Below are 18,123 nucleotides of genomic sequence, written 5' to 3'. Positions count from 1 at the left end.
GCTTAGTCCCCCTTCTTTAACGCACCAAAGAACTTAAGTTGAATGATGCTTACAATAAAGATAATAGCCATTAGTACGACCCCTATAGCGGAACCAAATCCCATATTATTCATTTGAAAACCTTGCTGATATATATATCCGACAACCGTCAACCCAATGTTACCTGGTGAAGCGTTCTCCCAAAAAACGAAGCTCTCTTCATACATTCTAAAGCCATTAATAACCGTTAAAGTTACGACATAAATCGTTACTGGCTTTAATAACGGCAATGTAATATGGAAGAACTTCTGAATCACACCTGCTCCATCTATTTCAGCTGCTTCATACAGCTCCTTTGGGACATTTGTTAACCCCGCCATAAAGTAAATAATATTCACACCAATCCAACGCCAGGATGCTAAAATAACCATTAAGAACATACCTGTTACAGCACCATAACGCCATTGCAATGGTTCAAAGCCTAAAAACCCAATTATTGCGTTAGCAATGGCCTCATCTGATTCACCAAACATTAAACGAAACACAACCCCAGCGACAATAACAGATGTTAACGCAGGAATGAATAACGAAGCACGAAAAAAGTGGGAAAAGCGCATCATGCTTGAATTTAATATTGTTGCCAAAACCATCGGAATCGCCACTAGAATAATCGTTGTCAATATTACATACACTGACGTATTGTACAAAGCGCGATAAAACGTTGGATTTAAAATACGTTCAAAATTACTAGAGCCTACAAATGTCGTTTGACCGGGCAGAATGCTTTGAAAACTCATAATAATTCCATTAACAAGCGGGTAAAAAAATAATAGCAAAAATGAAATAATAAATGGAGATACAAATACATATGGGGCTACCTTTTTTGATAATAGGAATTGTACAAATGTACGCTTTGGCTTTGGACCATACTTCTTTTCACTTGAAACGACACGTTCCATCTTATTGACTCCTTTCCATCTCAAACAGATCATGGTAGTGAGGAAAGGTACTGAAAAAAGTTCTATAAGATGTATGAACAATCAGTACCTTACTACATGCATGAAAGGTTTAATTGTTACGAATCTCATCCGCAGCTTGTTTTAGCGCTTCCTCAGGAGTTTGTGATTGAGCCCTTAACACGTTATTAAATACATTTGTCGTTAACTGCTGTTGAGCAATTGGATTTCGATCTGTAATGTTGATGGAGTTAATCTCATCACGTATTTCAAGTAATGTATCAAAAATATCTGTACCAAAATATTGATAATATCTATTATCCTCACGAATTGTCTCTGAGTCCCATACTGTCCACATTGGCGGATCAAAGCCCATTATTTCCCAAAGAGCTAAGTTTCCTTCTTCAGTTAGCTTCGTATAAGCTAAAAATTCTTTTGCAAGCTCTGGATGTTCAGTTTGATTCGTTACAACAGTCCCTGTACCCCCAGCACCTGCTGAACGATTTCCATCCTCTGTCCACCTTGGCATTGGTCGAATAACAATTTTACTTTCTAAATCTTCCATATAATCTGTAAACCGTCCCATATACCACATTGGCATAATGACCGAAGCTGCTCCACCATCATTCATAAAGCCGTAATACTCTTCTGCATGATGACCGCCACCTGGTGTCAATTCCGCAATCTCATGTTCATACACCATGTCATACATAAATTGCAAAGTATCGATATTTACTGAACTATCAAGAATAACTTCTCCGTTCTCGTCAAAGAAATCAGACCCTTGCTGAGCCAGAAGTGGCCAATAAGACCAATAGTCTTCCGTTTCTAACGTCACCATCGCAGCATCAGTATTGGCAACTACCTGTTTTCCAGCCTCGACATAATCATCCCATGTTTGAATGGAATCAATATCTACGCCAGCTTCATCCATAATTTCTTTGTTGTAATAAGCAACTGTTGCACCTACGTGTGTAGGAAGCCCATAGTAAATACCATCCTTCGCATAAATATCAAATCGTGATTCGATAAAGTCGTCTAATACTGGCTCTACGTACTCATTCATCGGCAGTAATTGTGGCTCACCTTGTAAATAATTAGGGAAACGTCCGAGCTCGATATCAACAAGGTCAGGTGCACCTGTCTCTGACTGTAGAGCAAGTAAAAGATTGTTATGCATATTATCATACGGGTATGTTTCTGCAACTAATGTAATCGGCCGATCTGGAAACTCTTCATTCCAACGGGTGACTGAATCTCTAAATATGTTCATATGCAATTCATTAAACGTCCAGAATGTTAATTCTATTGCATCCTCTTCATCTCCACCGATTACCTCTGAAGCATCGGCCTCTGAACTTGTATCCTCTCCTCCACACGCAACTAAAATCAAGCCCACTAATCCTACAAGCATTATGGATAAGCTTTGTTTCTTCATCCTTCTTATTCCCCCTTTACGTATTCGAATAATACACAAATTCACAAGCGTATAACGATAATTAACAAAGCCACCTCCTTCTATACCGTGTACGTACACGGTTTTCTAATAAGAAAAGAAAAATAGATCTACAAAGTAAACGCTTACAAAAAATGAGTAATCTCTACCTTCTAATCAATTGTGTACGTACACGAATGAAAGCAACGTCCTAGAAAACGATATGATGTAGAACCTTATAAACTATATGCACGGTTCTCTTCTTTCATTCGATTAAACGTAAAAACTCTTTTGACTTATTGGACAAAATGTATAGTACTAGCTTCTGTGTGCGTTAAATCGAAGCACCTTCTACGATTTCATAATTTAGTAAAGGTGTTTTTATAAAATGCCCTTGACTAATTTTATGAATCATACTTGCAACCGCTCTTCTTCCAATCTCCTCAATCGGATATTTTACAGTCGTCAATCTCGGTGTAATATACTTCAACATATCAATATCATCAAAGCCCATAACCCCTACCTGACTGGGAATATCATATCCCTGCCCTTTCAATTCATTCATCACTTCTAACGCGTACAAATCTGTAGAACAAACAATGGCTACCTTTTCATTTAGGTTATAGACGATATGCTTTAATTCCTCTACATAATCATCGCTTTTTATAATCAAAGGCTTTGATACGATCCCATTTTGCTCTAATCCTTCGATAAAGCCATATAACCTTTCCTCTTGCGTATAAACATTAGACTTTCCTACATAACGTAACGGTGGGCTCACATAAATATAGTGTTTATATCCTTTATTAGCCATATAATCAACAGCTTCTTTCATAGCTTGACGTTCTGGTATGCCGATGTATTCAATTTTTCCAGAAATATAATTAAAGATTGATATAAGAGGAACTTCCATACTTAATAGATACGTTTCAAATTTTTTCCCTTTATTCACAGAGAACAGAATCATACCATCCACCTTTCGCTTGACTAAATAGTCGATACATTTCAACTCATTTTCACGGTCTTTATCCGTTAATGTAATATATACAAAGTAACCTAACTCTCTAGCTTTTCGCTCTATCGCGTTTAGTAATTGGGCAAAGGAGCGATTATATAGATCAAATAAAACAACTCCTATTGTCATCGTATTACCTGTTACTAAGCTTCTAGCGGTATAGTTCGGATGATAATTCACCTCCTCAGCAACCTCCAATACCTTTCTCCTCGTTTTCTCACTTATCCCTACTCTGTTGTTTAATGCTCGATCCACTGTCCCCGGTGATACACCGCAAATTCGAGCAATGTCTTTAATCGTAATTCTCAAGACAATCTCTCCTCTACCTTCATAAAATTGGAAGCTATTTATACTTATTAGATGTCTATCTATTTCATTCTAATTATTTCCGATCCATTACAGGCATAGTGAACAACTAGAATCCATTAGAAACATTCCTCAATTTTTATACATCCTGATTTCACATTTAAAAAAAAACTTAGTGCAGTTTACACTAAGTTTTCTTCATTTCTACTTTATAGAACGATAGAATTAAACGACTCCGCTTCCAAGCTAAAGGAATACTGCTGACCATTATGTTCAATCACCACTTCACGCTCTTCTTTAAACGGATTCTGAATCACGACTACCAACGAGCCATCTTTATTCTCAAATACGAGTGAATTCCCAGTCCATGATCCAGTTGTTTCAATCCGTCGTGCATCAGGACGAACAAAATGAGAAAAATGCTTCATCACATAGTATTCAGGGTTCTGAGTTAATTGTTGCTGTTCTTTCTCGATTGTTAACATCGAGTTTTGCTCCCACCCCCATGTACTGCGCCCTTTCGGCTGAAGAACCATGTTCCAATAAATATAACTGTTAACCCCATTCGTAAAGTAATGCTGATACAGGTTAAAGATATATTTCGCGTAAAACCATGTATTCGTACCGTCTCCACACTCATTTTCCGTTTGCATGTAACGAAGCTCGGGATAGCTCAAGACCGTTCGTTGAATGCCATACTTACCTGCCCATTGATAACCAACACCACTTACATATTTATATGCTTCTGGATCACTTAATACTGTATGAGCATACTCATCGTGATCTTGTGCTTTTCCTTTCATCCACTCATCCCAAGGCTCAGGAGCATTGATTGTCCCTAGCCAAATTTCAGTCTCAATGTGATGCCGTTTAAAAGCCGGCCCTAAGTAATCACGAATAAATTCTCGCAATTGCTCACCTGTCCATACACAAGACGGAAACTTCTGATCAGCAACGACTTCATTTTGCACGTGAATTTGATGAATCGTAATACCTTCTTGTTTATAAGCTTCGATAAATTTCACAAAATAGAGGGCATACGCCTCTAGCACCTCTTTTTCCCATCGTAACGTCCCGTAATTATAAGCCTTCGGTGTTTTCATCCAAGTTGGCGGGCTCCACGGTGAAGCAAATAACGTTAAATTCGGATTGAAACGAAGCGCTTCTTTAATATAGGGAATTAAATACTTTCGATCCCTTTCAATCGAAAAGTGCTCCATCTCATAATCATCGTCATGTTCATTTAAACTATACCATTCTAATGCATAATCACTTGCTCCAATTGGCAGACGGCAAACAGAGAATTTACAATCGCCATCAGGATGAAACAAATGATAGAGCACCTGCTCTCGATCTTCCTCACTCAAGAAAGAAAGAGCCTCATACCCTAACTCATTGAAGCAACCACCAAATCCTTCAACGAGCTGACGAGCTGTTGAGGTAATCGTCAAACTCGACTGTTTCTTTTGATTGGTTTCTACCTTAACATCTTTCTCCTTCCATCGTCCTGACTCTGTTGATGAAAGCCATCTCATAAGCTCCTCTCCTCCAATACACAAAATCCCCAACGGTCAAGCTTTACTTCATCCCCTTGTACACATTCGTTTCCTGATAATAAATCAGTCCCATGAGCATATGGATACGTAAATAAAACAGCTGTATCTGAATAGTTAAAATAGTAACGAATCGTATTACCTGCATCATTTTTTCCTGACTTCGTAATAATTGGGAACGAAAGGTCTTGATCGCTTCCCCATAATCCAGCCTTTTTCACTGCCTGCTCTAATACCGCCTTCATCGCCTTCGAGCTAATAAAGCAACCGATATACGTCGCTACTCCTTGTCCATATTCATTTTGTGTGATCGCAGCATACTTTCCCCAATGCGGATGGTCATAATAGGCAAGAACATCAGCAGTCGTTGGCGTTAACAGCTCCATCCATGTATCTACTTGATTATGCTCTACCCCTACGTTAAATGGGTCACTCTTTAATGTCACTTGTTTCGGCTCGACAAATTGACTATAGGTAACGCCACATACTTCATCAATTATTCCGGGCTGTGTTGTCGTACGAACCTTAACATGTTCATCAGTAAAACCACTCTTAAACGTATAAACGACGTGACCTCCTTGCTCAACAAAGTGATTCAAACGCTCTAAACATTCATCAGAGGCTGAATAGAGAGCAGGTACAACAATCAAATGATACTGATCCAGATTTTCTGACTTAGGATGAATGAAGTCACAACCTACATTCATATTATATAGCTCGTTATATATCAGTCGAACGACGTCATTGTAGTTTTTCTCACTAGTGAAATGGAACGGAAACCATTCAAGAGACTTTAAAGCTTCATTACTGATAAGCATGGCGACATCATTTTTCTTGTTCAAATTAACGAGCTTAGAAGATAGCTTCTTAAAATCCGCCCCAACTGTCTTTGCTTCTTCATAGGTAGGGTTCGACTTCAGATCATGACTTAATAACCCCTTCCAATACGTTTCGAATGAATTATGGATCGAATGCCAATGCCAATAAGCAACCATGTTAGCTCCAGAAGCAAGGTGACTAAACGCTTGAAGACGTAGCTGCCCTGGATATGGTGTCCAATGAATAAATGCCTGTGCTTGTGTTTCTAATACGAGATAATTGTCATGCTTCAATGAACGAGTGATATCGCCACCTAACGATATTTCTGCTCCTGTTAATTCATCCTGTGACGGGTGATAAATGTCCACTCCCGCAATATCAAACGGCTTCGCTGCCTCGAAATGATCAACATCAGGTTGTACACCATACGAATAGCCTCGCCATTCAAAATCAAAATTTTGCGTCACAAATTGATCCTCTCTTTTGTATTCATTAACGAGAGAAGCTTGCCAGGCAAGAAAATCTGTCACAAGCGTTCGTTGAAACTTAGCAAACTCCGAACCGAGACTACCATTAATCGTTCCAACAACAGAGGGGAAGTCCTCCCAACTATTAATGCGATTGCTCCAATAATCTAGGCCGAATTTTTTATTTACCTCTTCAAGTGAACCAAACTTCTCACGCATATATTTCACAAACTGAACTTGAACATTTGGCCCCACCGTCCCGTAATGCTTCGTTTCATTATCAGTCTGATAACCAATCACTGCAGGGTGATCCTTCACACGGGAAATGAGCTTGCGAATGATTCTTTCGGCATAGAACAAATACGTCGGATTCGTAATATCCATGATTTGTCTTGCTCCGTACTTCCCCTTTCCTTCCTTCGTTTCCGCTAGTACACTCGGATGCTCCTTCACCATCCATGTCGGAACAGCATAGGTTGGCGTCCCAACAATAACGTCAATTCCAGCCTTATGCATAGCATCTAGTACACGATCCACTGAGCTAAAATCGAAGACACCATTTTGTGGCTCATGTGTACTCCACGTCGATTCAGCAATGCGGACAACTGTAATGCCCGCATCCTTCATCATTTTAATATCTTCATCTAATCGATCATATGGCATATATTCATCATAATAAGCAACACCATAGTATAACTGATTCTTCACATTACCCCTCCTAACATCGTTTAACCTTTAACAGCACCTTCAGCAATACCGTGTAAAATAAAGCGTTGGAACACTAGATAAAAAATAATTAATGGTAAAGCCGTAATAACCAAGGCTGATAAAATTTGTGGCCAATCATTGTTATATTCTCCAAACAGCATGTTGATCGCAAGAATTAACGTGTAATTATTAACATTCGTTAACATTAACAACGGTAAAAGGAAATCATTCCACAGCCATAAAATATTTAAAATCGCAATCGTAACAAGAATCGGCGTTAGCATTGGGAAAATAATTTTCATGAAAATTTGTATTTCGTTTGCCCCATCTATTTTTGCTGATTCTTCTAATTCTTTCGGAATCGTTTTCGTAAATCCATGACATAAGAAAATCGCCATATTAACACCTAAACCAATATAAATTAATCCAAGCCCATAAGGTGAGCCTTGAACACCAATGTTATTCGCTACTTGCGTTAACGTAATCATAATCGAATGAAACGGGATAAGCATCGATGCAATAAAAACAAGGAAGAACAATGAGCTCAACTTGCTTTTTGTCCGTGCTAGCTTATAGCCAGCTAACGAACCACAAATAATGATACCGAGCAAACCAATCGTTGTGACGATAAGCGTATTCCACATACTACTAAAGAAATTAACCTGCTGCATCGCATTAATATAATTATCAAAGTTTAAAGATGTTGGTAACGCCAACACATTAGCAAAGATTTCACTTTGAGTTTTAAATGAATTTACAACAGCCAAGTAAATTGGGAATAATGTCAAAGCGCCAAACAAAACTAGAATAACTGTATTTAAGGAAGCTGCCACTTTATTTGTTCTCATGACTCAATTTCCCTCCTCTTCATAACCGAAACTTGAATCACCGTAATGACTAATACGATAAAGAATAAAATCATCGCTTTGGCACTCGCATACCCAAATCGATAGTTTCCAGAAAACGCCTCATGGTATATATTCAAAGCAATAACTTGCGTACTCCTACCTGGGCCCCCACCTGTTAAAGCAAACACAACATCAAAGATTCGAAACGCCTCATTAAGTGTGAGGAATAAGCAAATCGTAATCGCATGCATAATCATTGGTAAGGTAACATTTCTAAAACTTTGAAATGCTGATGCCCCATCAATGACCGCTGCTTCCTTCAAATGCTTTGGAACTCCTTGCAATGCTGCAATATAAATAATCATCATGTACCCAATTCCACGCCATAGCGACACAATTAAGATCGAATAAAAGGCAGTCTGGGGATTTCCAAGCCACTCTTGATCGAGAAATGTGAGAATCGCCCACTCAGACAATTGCGGTAGAACTGTCACGAAAATAAAATACCACATAAACGCACTAATGATTAAACTTACCATATTCGGCATAAAAAAGACCGTACGGAACAACCCTTTACCTCGTGATCTTGATTCAATCATAACCGCTAAGAAAAGGGCAACCACATTTTGAACGACCAATATAACGACTGTTAATTTTAATGTAAACCACAATGAATTTAAAAAATCAGGATCATTCCGAAGAGCTTCTACATAATTACTTATACCAACAAAATTCGAGCTTCTTGATAGACCGTTCCAATCGGTTAAACTGTAGTAGGCTCCACCTATTGCAGGTATAAGTAAAAAGGTAATGTAAAATAACAGCGCAGGCGCTAAAAATAAGAACAACGATAAAGTTCCTTTATTCTTCCCTTTTACAAACCGCATCCATTTATCTCTAAATTTCGGGTCATTCACCTGATTTGCTCCACTGTTTAATTGAGCCATTTTCCCCACCTCTTTACTTATAATGAAAGGAGATGACTCAAGAGAGCGTATCACTCTCAAGAGTCATGTGAAACAAATTAATCATCACCATTTACTTGATTAGCTTGTTGCCAAGCGCGATCAAGCGCTTGAATTACTCCCTCTTGATCTAAGCTTCCAGCTAAATAACTCTGCAATGCACTTTCTGATTCCGTTTTAACTGCTTGTGGAATGGCTGGATCTTGATAAGCGCGACCATCAACAATATACTCATTTGCTTCAATTAACCACGGGAATGGATCAAAATCATGTGAATGAGCCACTTGATTAAACATTAAGTCTTGGAACAACTGAGATGAATCTTCCTCATCTAAAATATAGTTGAGTAAATCTTTCGCTACTCTCTTATTTTCACTTAAGCTTGAAACCGCCAATGACGTCGTTGTTGATGAATTAATCATTGTCGCCTCAGGACTTTCATTAATTGGCAACGGTGCTACACCAAAATTAACCGATTCATTGGCAGAAAGAATGGACTCTGCAAACCATGGACCTTGAACCCACATCGCCGCCTCACCATTGGCAAACATCGCACTTCCTTGATCGCCATCAATTTCAAACCCACGAGGCGTCGTATGTGCAGCAACAAGATCGATTACCTCAAAGAATCCATCTAACTCAGCAAATGAACCTTCATCATTATTCATTCTTTCCATAAAGTCTTCGTTCTCTGTTTCCATTAATGCCCCTGTAATAAGTGGTAAGAATAGCTGTGGAATCCATCCCTCATTGTAAGACGCAATAAATGGAGTAATATCATTTTCTTCAAGAACTTGAATCACTTCTTCCATTTCAGAAAGTGTTTCAGGTAATTCAAGACCAAGCTCTTCAAACATATCGATGTTATATAAATAACCCCAAGATAATGTTTCTAGCGGTAGCGCCACGACTTCCCCATTATGTGTCACCGCTTCTCGTGTAGCATCAAGAAGATTCTCAACAAACGGCTCATCTGATAAGTCCTCTAGGTAACCCGCACGATTGTACACGGGTATATCATTAACTGCATGAACAACAAAGATATCAGGACTATCACTTGTTGCTAAACGCGTTTGTAAAATTTGTGTCGCTTGATCGGCAGCAGGGAATTCTAATTGATAGGTTACTTCTATCCCTGTTTCTTCTAAATATTTTTCAGAAAATTGATTAAAATAATTTTCATACTGTTCTCTAAAGCGAGGTTGTGGAATAAACACTCTTAGCTCAACAGAGTCGCCCTCTTGAAGCTCATTTTCATTCGGTTCTGTCTCTCCTGCCGAATCTGTGTCGTTACCACCACAAGCAACTAGCACAAACATCATGAAGATACTAACCATCAATAATAGCTTTTTCATAGTAAAACCCCCTTATTATTTTTGAATACGCTTTCATTATATAAAGATTCTGTCTTTTTAAAATTAGAGAATGTTAATATCTTTTATTGCATTTTTTTAAACCGCTTACATAAGAAAAACCGCAATAGCGGTCTTTTCTTAATTACGTTGTGCGAAGCTGTTACAGCGGGTTTAAGTTTTTATGAAAGAAACCCACTTTCATAAAAACTCGTAAACGGGCGAAGCCAACGCTCTTCTTTGAATCTGCCAACTTCTTCTATGCTTATTCCACATTTCTTCCTCGATTTTTATATAATTTTATCTTTTAAGAAAAACCGCGATAGCGGTCTTTTCTTAAAATAGTTCCGCGGAGACGTGACGACGCTTTCTTTTTATGAAAAGGGGAGGCAACGATTCAACCTAATCCTCTCTTTCTCCGCTCACTGAAGTGCATACCAGGTGCACACAAAAAGCAAGGGGAATCCTCATTCCGCTAATAGTGGAAACACCACTTCCTCAGATGAAAAAGTAATCCTCATTCCGCTATATGAACTTAACAAGGACAAAAGAAGGAATAAAACCCAAAATAGCGGAATGAGGAGCGCTTAACGACTGTAAATAGTGCCATACAGAGTGAATAGAGGAACGAGGATCACATGTGTCGCACGAGGTCATCTGCCTCGTCGCCATGCTCTTCTCTTCCAGTAAAAGTCGAAATAGAGGAATGAAGAACTGCATACATGGGCATCTTCTCTACCTCACTCACATTTGCCCTGGAGTCACACCATGATATTTCTTGAAAACACGATAGAAATAGGACACATCCTCATATCCAACCATTTCTGCAACATTTTTTATTTTGATTTTTTCATCTACGATTAGCTTCTTCGCTTTTTCCATCCGTAATTGCATAATGTATTCAGTAACATTCATACCAAATTCCTTTTTAAATGCTTTACTTAAATATTCTTTACTAACATAAAACTGCTGCGAAAGTTGCCCCAAAGAAATGGTTGGATGACTATAATTGACATCAATATATTCCTTCACCTCTTCAAGCTTAAACTTGCCGGTCACACCTTTTGCCTTTTGGATATACTCAAATAACTGCCGATACACTTTAATGTACTCATTGAACAAGTCTTCCATCGACATTTTCGGATTGTACAACGAAAGCTCCTCTTGAACAAATTGACTAGAATTTAAATTATTACGATAGATTTGATCTTCGGCAATGAACAGAAATTCATTATAAAGCTTTAATTTCATGCTTTGATCAATGGGTTTACACGTCGCTATAATTTCTTTATATAGCTGGTGAAAGCTACGCGTTAATTCATAATGATCACGTTCTTGAAAAGACTTATGAATACGCACCTTAAATTGATTCAGCAGTGGCAATAATTGAATATTAATTAACTTGCCGTGATCTATTTTCTTCATTCTTTCCTCATCCAAACGTTGAATGCAGCGACCTAAGGCTGCGTGAAGGTCATCAGAATCAACAGGCTTCAACAAATATTCCACAACATTAGAGCGAATAGCCTGCTGCAAATAAGAAAACTGGTCATAACCACTTAGGACAACAGAGGCAATCTGAGGATGCTTCTCATGAATAAATCGTAATAGCTGTACACCATCAACACCAGGCATATTCATATCCGTAATCACAATGTCTACTTGTTCCTTTTGAATAAAATCAGCTGCTTCCTGACCGTTTGCCGTTTCTCCTACAACCTGTAATCCTAATTCATTCCAACGTCCTAACCGTTTAACCATTTGTAACGCTGATTTTTCATCATCGACAAGTACTACACGTAACATTTCAATCCCTCCAATCATTTATTTTGGAATACGTATCGTAATAGACGTTCCAATATCCTCTGAACTTTCTATTTCTACCCCATACTCTTGTCCAAAAAGTAACTTAATCCTTGAATCAACATTCGAGACACCTATGCTATCTTGTTGTTCTAGAGGACTTTGATTACTGTTCTGCAGTCGTTTCTTTACCTGCTGTAATTTCTCCTCATCTAATCCGATGCCGTTATCAGTAATCATAATCTCTACTTCATCAAAGACAACTTGTACACTTATATCTAATATCCAATGATCCACACTCGATGCAAAGCCGTGTACAAAAGCATTTTCAACAATCGGCTGTAACGTTAACACCGGTAGCTCAACATACTCAGCTTCTTCATCGACATACACTTCAACCGTTAGTTTCCCGACAAAGCGTCGTTTCTGAATCGCTAAATAGTGCTGTAAATAATTCACCTCTTCGGATATCGTCACTAACGTTTTTTGCTGCTTCACAACGTAACGGAACATACGACTTAGCGCTTGAATAATTTCATACACTTGTTCACCTTTATTAGCAAATGCCCGATCACCAATAAGCTGTAGTGTATTATAGAGAAAGTGCGGGTTTACTTTTGATTGTAATGCCATTAATTGGGCATCCTTCTTTTCAATTTCACTCTTGTATTCTTGATCAATTAACTGCTTAATGCGGTTAATCATATAAGAATAACTTCGCTCTAAGCGGCCTACTTCATCCGTTCGATTCGACAACCTTGTCGTCGTTTGAAAGTTCTCCTTCTCTACCTGCTCCATCTCACTAGCAAGCTTTCGAATCGGCTTTGTAATCGTACTTGAGAAAATCAACGTAAACACAAAGGCAAAAACCATCGCAATGAGCGCTACTAGAAGACCGACACGAACAATTTGCATCGAACTAGCGAACACAATCGATTTCGGAAATACTTTAACAATGTACATATGGCCATTATCAATTTCAGCAAAGAAGACATAAGAATCTTCAAGCGTTACATATGACCTTTCATCCACTGAGTTCGTTACAACTTGTTGAACATCTTGAAAGAGCTGACGATCAATCGACTGTTCGTGATAAGGCTGATGCAATAGCTCGCCTTCCTCACTCATTAAAAAAACAGAGCTTTCTTCTTCCGTTTTCAGCATATCCATATTATCTTGGATCATATCCCATTCAACATCTATAATAATGCTACCAATGCTTCCTCTTGTTTCAAACTGATTAATACTCCTCATAAAGGAGAAGGTTTGATCGCGATAATGATTCATAAATTGATAATGGGGAGTAGGTTCAATCGAGGGCCATGTTACTAATGAACGCTCTTGATCACCGATACTAATGATTTGTGGCGCCTCATCTGCAAACAACGTAATCGATCTTATACGCTCCCTGTTCGTATAATGAAGTGAATAGAGTGTACTTTCTATCGTCAAGGTCGCTCCATGCCTTCTGTATGAATCTTCATGTGACAGCTCTTTAAATTGAGTAATAAAATGACCGTCCATCACTAATGATTGCATCACTCGATCAATAGCATCAAATTTCTCCGTAATAATAGCACTTGCTTGCTGTACACCAGACGTATTCGTCGTAAAAATCTCATCAACCATATTTTTCGTCGAATAGTACGTAGCCCATGTTGTTACAATGACAATAGGTAACGTAACTAAAATCATGACGGCAATGATTAATTTATAATACAAATGACTATTTATATATATATAAAGGCCTCGCAAACGTGCAAGCCACTTCTTAGGACTCATCAAGGATTCACCTTCTTATTGCCGGAATGACCTTATCATACCATAATGACTTCGACGATTTTCAAACGAAAAAATAGAGGTGTTCGTACGTTATGACTTGTACGAACACCCATTTATGATCACTGATTTTCGAAAGAGAAGGACTTAGAAAATTCTTAGAAGTTGAACAAATGAAGGTGTAAGTGAATTTGCAGGTGGCACCGGTTCGTTACTTAAAACCCCTCTTTCAGAAAAACTCAAAAGCTTGTATCAACTACACACGATGCAGTTAAGAAAAGACGCTAACGCGTTTTTCTTATTTAACCATTATTGACTGCCTCATTTAAATGACTAATCATCGCTTGAAGCCTCTCTTCTGTTAGCTGCCCATTACTAAAGTTAGACAAAGCTCGTAACGGCATGTATCTCATCATCGCTGCCATCATTTCAGCAGCATCTCCCTCTTCTTCAGCTGCACTCGCAAAAGGACTATCCTTCTGTGCCTCAGCTAGCATCTGCTTGGCGAGTGGTGCTATTTTCGGATGATCTAACAAATCACCAACGGTCGTATTTCGATGGACAGTAAATGGTTTCTCACTCATTGACTCCACCGTAACCATTTCAGATAACACGATATCATTAGAATTTCTTCCGATTAGAATCGTAAAATCGCCACTTTCCACATGCCAATCAGCTAACTCTGTATCATAGTAAGCAAACGAACGTTTATCCAACGTGAATTCTACTGTTTTTTCTTCACCTGGTCGTAAGTCCACCTTCGCAAAGCCTTTAAGCTCTTTATCAGGTCGACTTATTCGACTTTCGACATCCTTAACATACAGTTGTACAACTTCTTTTCCTGACACACTTCCCGTATTCTTCATCTGAACCGTACATGTCACAAAATCTGTATCACTTATCTTCTTTTGACTAACGGTTAAATTTTCATAGTCAAATGTTGTATAGCTTAAACCAAAACCGAATGGAAATAGCGGTTTGACCTTTTTCGTATCATAATATCGATACCCGACATAAATCCCCTCACGATACTCTACGCGATCACCATCTCCCGGGAAGTAAAGGTAAGAAGGATTGTCGCTTAATCTTTCTGGGAACGTTTCCGCTAATTTACCACTTGGATTGACATCGCCGAATAACAAATCAGCAATAGCCCCTCCAAGAGCTTGACCTCCTAGGTATGCTTCAAGCAACCCCTTCACCTTTCCTAACCACGGCATTTCAATCGGAGCACCATTACTTAAAACCGCAACGATATTTTCATTTACAGTCGCAACCTCTTCTATTAAACGCTGATGGTTCTCTGGTATATTTAAATGCTGCCGATCATATCCTTCTGATTCATAACGATCAGGTAGACCGACAAATAGAATCACTGTATCTGCATCTGCTGCTACACGTTTCGCTTCCTCAATCAACTGTTCATCAATTGTATCTTGATCACGATGATACCCTTGAGCATACGTGATTGTCGCTCCTTCACCAACGACCTTCTCAACCTCTTCGACAATGTCTTCTAGCTTCGTCGGATTAATATGTGAGCTTCCTCCTCCTTGGTAACGCGGAGCTTTGGCAAACTCACCGATAACCGCAATCTTTCCTTCTTTTTTTAATGGAAGAAACTGACCTTCATTCTTTAATAGCACCATACTTTCACGCGCTGCCTCACGAGCTAATTGATGATGCGCCTCCCAATCATACGATGCATTCTCTTTCTTCTCCTCAACCGATTTGAGGATAATTCGAACGATGCGTTCTACTGCAGCATTCAATTTCTCTTCCGATAACCGTCCTTCCTTCACAGCAGCAATGACCTTATTCTCACCAATACCTTGACTAGCAGGCATTTCAAGCTCAAGACCATTCTTCACCGCTTCATCACGCTCATTAACAGCTCCCCAGTCAGAAACGACAAAGCCTTCAAAGCCCCATTCTTCCTTCAATATATCTTCAAGAAGCGTTTTGCTTTCTGAAGCAAATTCACCATTAACCTTATTATAAGCACACATCACCGTCCACGGTTGTGATTGCTTAACAGCCCCTTCAAAGCTCGCCAAATAAATTTCACGCAACGTTCTCTCATCAATAATCGCATCTGTCGACATTCGCCGATGTTCCTGGTTATTCGCAGCAAAATGCTTAAGTGACGTCCCTACCCCTTGACTTTGTACACCTTTAATATGATTGGCAGCCATTTCAGACGATAGATAAGGATCTTCGGAAAAATATTCAAAATTGCGCCCACATAACGGTGATCGCTTAATATTGGCACCAGGTCCTAACAACACAGCGACATTCTCAGCTTGACACTCTTCACCTAAAGCAATACCGACTCGTTCAATCAAACTCCGATCCCAAGAGCTCGCCATTCCAGCAGCTGAAGGGAAGCACGTTGCTGATACACTATCATGCAAGCCTAAATGATCAGCCCCTAACCTTTGCTTACGTAAGCCATGTGGACCGTCTGTTACCATTACTGATGGAATCCCTAATCGCTCTACCCCTTTTAAATGCCAAAAATCCAGACCAGAGCAAAGCCCTGCTTTTTCTTCTAATGTCATTTGACTAACTAGCTCTTTTACCTTATTTGTCATCATAACTACCTCCATCAATAAAATGAAACCGTTACCTTTTTCATTATAAGAAGAAAAGGAAGCTTTTTATGGTATTTTATAAATATTTATGGTACTTTATAAACAATATTTCGCTAAAGGGGGATTCCTTTGCAACATTCTACTATCCAGCCAAAGCCGTTACTCAAGCTTATTTACGATACAATTAAAGCACCAGTTACGTATTGGGGGGCACGAGTAAATACAACCTATACTCACCTTTCACGTCATACGACCCAGGCATTACAGCTTGAAGAAACGTTTCAATCTATCCATGCTAAAACCGTCGAATACCCCTCTATTCACTTAACGAATTCTAGCCTTCCCATTCACTTTCTCTCTATCCCACTACAGGAGAGTTCCTCTTCAATTGGAGCGATTATTATCGGGCCACTTTCATTCTCGCCCATCCAAAAAGAAGAACTCCAAACCTATTTAATAGATTCAGAGAGCACGCATAAGCAAGATCCTTTCTATAGCATCGTCGGAAGTATTCCAATCATTCATCAAACTGAACTGATCAACATCGGGAGGCTCGTCTATTATCTTTTGTATGCAAAAGAATTGGATACCACTGAAATTATTGAGGAGCAGCTTTCGGTTCCTTTTCTAAATGCCGAAGCGACACAACCACACATCGAATTATTTAAAAGACGTCAAGATTCGCATTACCACCATGACCTGCTCTATGAGAAGGAAATCCTTCAAGCTATTAAAGAAGGGAACAAAGAACTGTATTTAGAGAAGGCAGGGGCTCCACCTACTTCTGGACACTTCGGCATACTATCTAAGAAGAGTTATTTAAGAGGAAGAAAGAATTTAGCCATCAGCTTTGTCACACTTGCAACAAGAGCCGCGATTGAAGGAGGGTTACCAACTGAACTAGCGTATACTCTCAGTGACCTTTTCATTCAAACGATTGAAGAAATCAATGAGCCACAGAAGGTTGATGCCTATCGACTTGAAGCTGGATTAGAATTTATTGAACATGTATCAACCAACAAGAAATTAAACTATTCTCGCTATGTCAATCAATGCTTGAATTACATCTTTACGCATCTCTATGAGAATATTTCGCTAAGTACACTCGCTACAATCACCGGCACTAGTACTGTCTACCTCTCTTCTTTATTTAAAAAAGAAGTCGGTATATCACTTTCTCGCTATATTCAGCATGAGCGTATCGAGGAGGCAAAGAAACTTATGACACTAACCGAGCATTCTCTCTCTGACATTTGTGCGATGCTAAACTTTCATGATCAAAGCTACTTTACGAAGGTTTTTAAAAAGATTACTGGAATGACGCCTAAGCAGTACCGGGATCGTATGTAATTATGACTCTTTTGCGTTTAAGAAAAATCGTACAGCTGTCTTTTCTTAATTTACGTCGTACTCATTCGTTACAATGGCGTGCACTTCTAACTTTTGATACTGGAACAAACTCTTGAATGATAATTAGACGTCATGAAAATGAGCGGTTCATCATTCCTCTATTTGCTTCATTTTGATGATTTCAGTCTCTATAC

General features: G+C 38.9%; 12 protein-coding genes. 1 reads left to right on the top strand and 11 read right to left on the bottom strand.

Going from position 1 to position 18,123, the window contains the following annotated elements; all coding sequences use genetic code 11:
* Positions 1-2: 2 nt before the first annotated feature.
* The 11 genes from ACERJO_RS01205 to ACERJO_RS01155 all read right to left on the bottom strand — a co-directional run bounded on the left by ACERJO_RS01205 (position 3) and on the right by ACERJO_RS01155 (position 16,579).
* A complete protein-coding gene (locus ACERJO_RS01205) occupies positions 3-938 on the bottom strand; it encodes a carbohydrate ABC transporter permease (RefSeq protein ID WP_247105283.1) in 936 nt (311 codons plus the stop codon).
* Between the two features lie 109 nt (positions 939-1,047).
* Positions 1,048-2,373: an ABC transporter substrate-binding protein gene (locus tag ACERJO_RS01200; protein WP_373646344.1), complete on the bottom strand. Its 1,326-nt coding sequence runs from the start codon at positions 2,371-2,373 to the stop codon at positions 1,048-1,050.
* Positions 2,374-2,704: 331 nt separating this feature from the next.
* The gene (locus tag ACERJO_RS01195) at positions 2,705-3,694 is read right to left on the bottom strand and encodes a LacI family DNA-binding transcriptional regulator (protein ID WP_373646343.1); all 990 of its coding nucleotides are present in this window, start codon (positions 3,692-3,694) and stop codon (positions 2,705-2,707) included.
* 206 nt (positions 3,695-3,900) lie between these two features.
* Complete coding sequence (locus ACERJO_RS01190) at positions 3,901-5,226, bottom strand: glycoside hydrolase family 30 protein (RefSeq protein ID WP_247105280.1); 1,326 nt, start codon at positions 5,224-5,226, stop codon at positions 3,901-3,903.
* The gene (locus tag ACERJO_RS01185) at positions 5,223-7,193 is read right to left on the bottom strand and encodes a beta-galactosidase (protein WP_373646368.1); all 1,971 of its coding nucleotides are present in this window, start codon (positions 7,191-7,193) and stop codon (positions 5,223-5,225) included. Before ACERJO_RS01185 ends, ACERJO_RS01190 begins: the two co-directional genes overlap by 4 nt.
* Positions 7,194-7,258: 65 nt before the next feature.
* The gene (locus tag ACERJO_RS01180; protein WP_247105279.1) at positions 7,259-8,086 is read right to left on the bottom strand and encodes a carbohydrate ABC transporter permease; all 828 of its coding nucleotides are present in this window, start codon (positions 8,084-8,086) and stop codon (positions 7,259-7,261) included.
* Positions 8,083-8,973 (bottom strand): carbohydrate ABC transporter permease, encoded by an 891-nt coding sequence (locus tag ACERJO_RS01175; protein WP_247105320.1) that lies wholly within the window; start codon positions 8,971-8,973, stop codon positions 8,083-8,085. The genes ACERJO_RS01180 and ACERJO_RS01175 overlap by 4 nt, the downstream gene beginning before the upstream one ends.
* A 137-nt stretch (positions 8,974-9,110) precedes the next feature.
* A complete protein-coding gene (locus ACERJO_RS01170; protein WP_373646342.1) occupies positions 9,111-10,406 on the bottom strand; it encodes an ABC transporter substrate-binding protein in 1,296 nt (431 codons plus the stop codon).
* Between the two features lie 741 nt (positions 10,407-11,147).
* Positions 11,148-12,209, bottom strand: a complete 1,062-nt coding sequence (locus ACERJO_RS01165; protein WP_247105277.1) for a response regulator transcription factor — start codon at positions 12,207-12,209, stop codon at positions 11,148-11,150.
* Positions 12,210-12,227: 18 nt separating this feature from the next.
* Entirely contained in the window at positions 12,228-13,988 is a 1,761-nt protein-coding gene (locus ACERJO_RS01160; RefSeq protein WP_373646341.1) for a sensor histidine kinase, read from the bottom strand.
* A gap of 299 nt (positions 13,989-14,287) precedes the next feature.
* Complete coding sequence (locus ACERJO_RS01155) at positions 14,288-16,579, bottom strand: glycoside hydrolase family 3 C-terminal domain-containing protein (protein ID WP_373646340.1); 2,292 nt, start codon at positions 16,577-16,579, stop codon at positions 14,288-14,290.
* A gap of 129 nt (positions 16,580-16,708) precedes the next feature.
* Here ACERJO_RS01155 and ACERJO_RS01150 point away from each other — a divergent pair, with 129 nt between their 5' ends.
* Complete coding sequence (locus ACERJO_RS01150) at positions 16,709-17,929, top strand: helix-turn-helix domain-containing protein (protein WP_373646339.1); 1,221 nt, start codon at positions 16,709-16,711, stop codon at positions 17,927-17,929.
* The last annotated feature ends 194 nt before the right edge of the window (positions 17,930-18,123 follow it).

It is taken from the genome of Halalkalibacter sp. AB-rgal2, assembly GCF_041821005.1.
GTDB lineage: Bacteria > Bacillota > Bacilli > Bacillales > Bacillaceae_D > Halalkalibacter.
This window is presented reverse-complemented; position numbering and strand designations above follow the sequence as displayed.

What these genes read in the sequence shown, in the direction of transcription:
- ACERJO_RS01160 (WP_373646341.1), bottom strand. Translation starts at nt 13,988, where the DNA reads ATGAGTCCTAAGAAGTGGCTTGCACGTTTGCGAGGCCTTTATATATAT.
- ACERJO_RS01180 (WP_247105279.1), bottom strand. Translation starts at nt 8,086, where the DNA reads ATGAGAACAAATAAAGTGGCAGCTTCCTTAAATACAGTTATTCTAGTT.
- ACERJO_RS01155 (WP_373646340.1), bottom strand. Translation starts at nt 16,579, where the DNA reads ATGACAAATAAGGTAAAAGAGCTAGTTAGTCAAATGACATTAGAAGAA.
- ACERJO_RS01205 (WP_247105283.1), bottom strand. Translation starts at nt 938, where the DNA reads ATGGAACGTGTCGTTTCAAGTGAAAAGAAGTATGGTCCAAAGCCAAAG.
- ACERJO_RS01185 (WP_373646368.1), bottom strand. Translation starts at nt 7,193, where the DNA reads ATGCCATATGATCGATTAGATGAAGATATTAAAATGATGAAGGATGCG.
- ACERJO_RS01170 (WP_373646342.1), bottom strand. Translation starts at nt 10,406, where the DNA reads ATGAAAAAGCTATTATTGATGGTTAGTATCTTCATGATGTTTGTGCTA.
- ACERJO_RS01175 (WP_247105320.1), bottom strand. Translation starts at nt 8,973, where the DNA reads ATGCGGTTTGTAAAAGGGAAGAATAAAGGAACTTTATCGTTGTTCTTA.
- ACERJO_RS01190 (WP_247105280.1), bottom strand. Translation starts at nt 5,226, where the DNA reads ATGAGATGGCTTTCATCAACAGAGTCAGGACGATGGAAGGAGAAAGAT.
- ACERJO_RS01200 (WP_373646344.1), bottom strand. Translation starts at nt 2,373, where the DNA reads ATGAAGAAACAAAGCTTATCCATAATGCTTGTAGGATTAGTGGGCTTG.
- ACERJO_RS01165 (WP_247105277.1), bottom strand. Translation starts at nt 12,209, where the DNA reads ATGTTACGTGTAGTACTTGTCGATGATGAAAAATCAGCGTTACAAATG.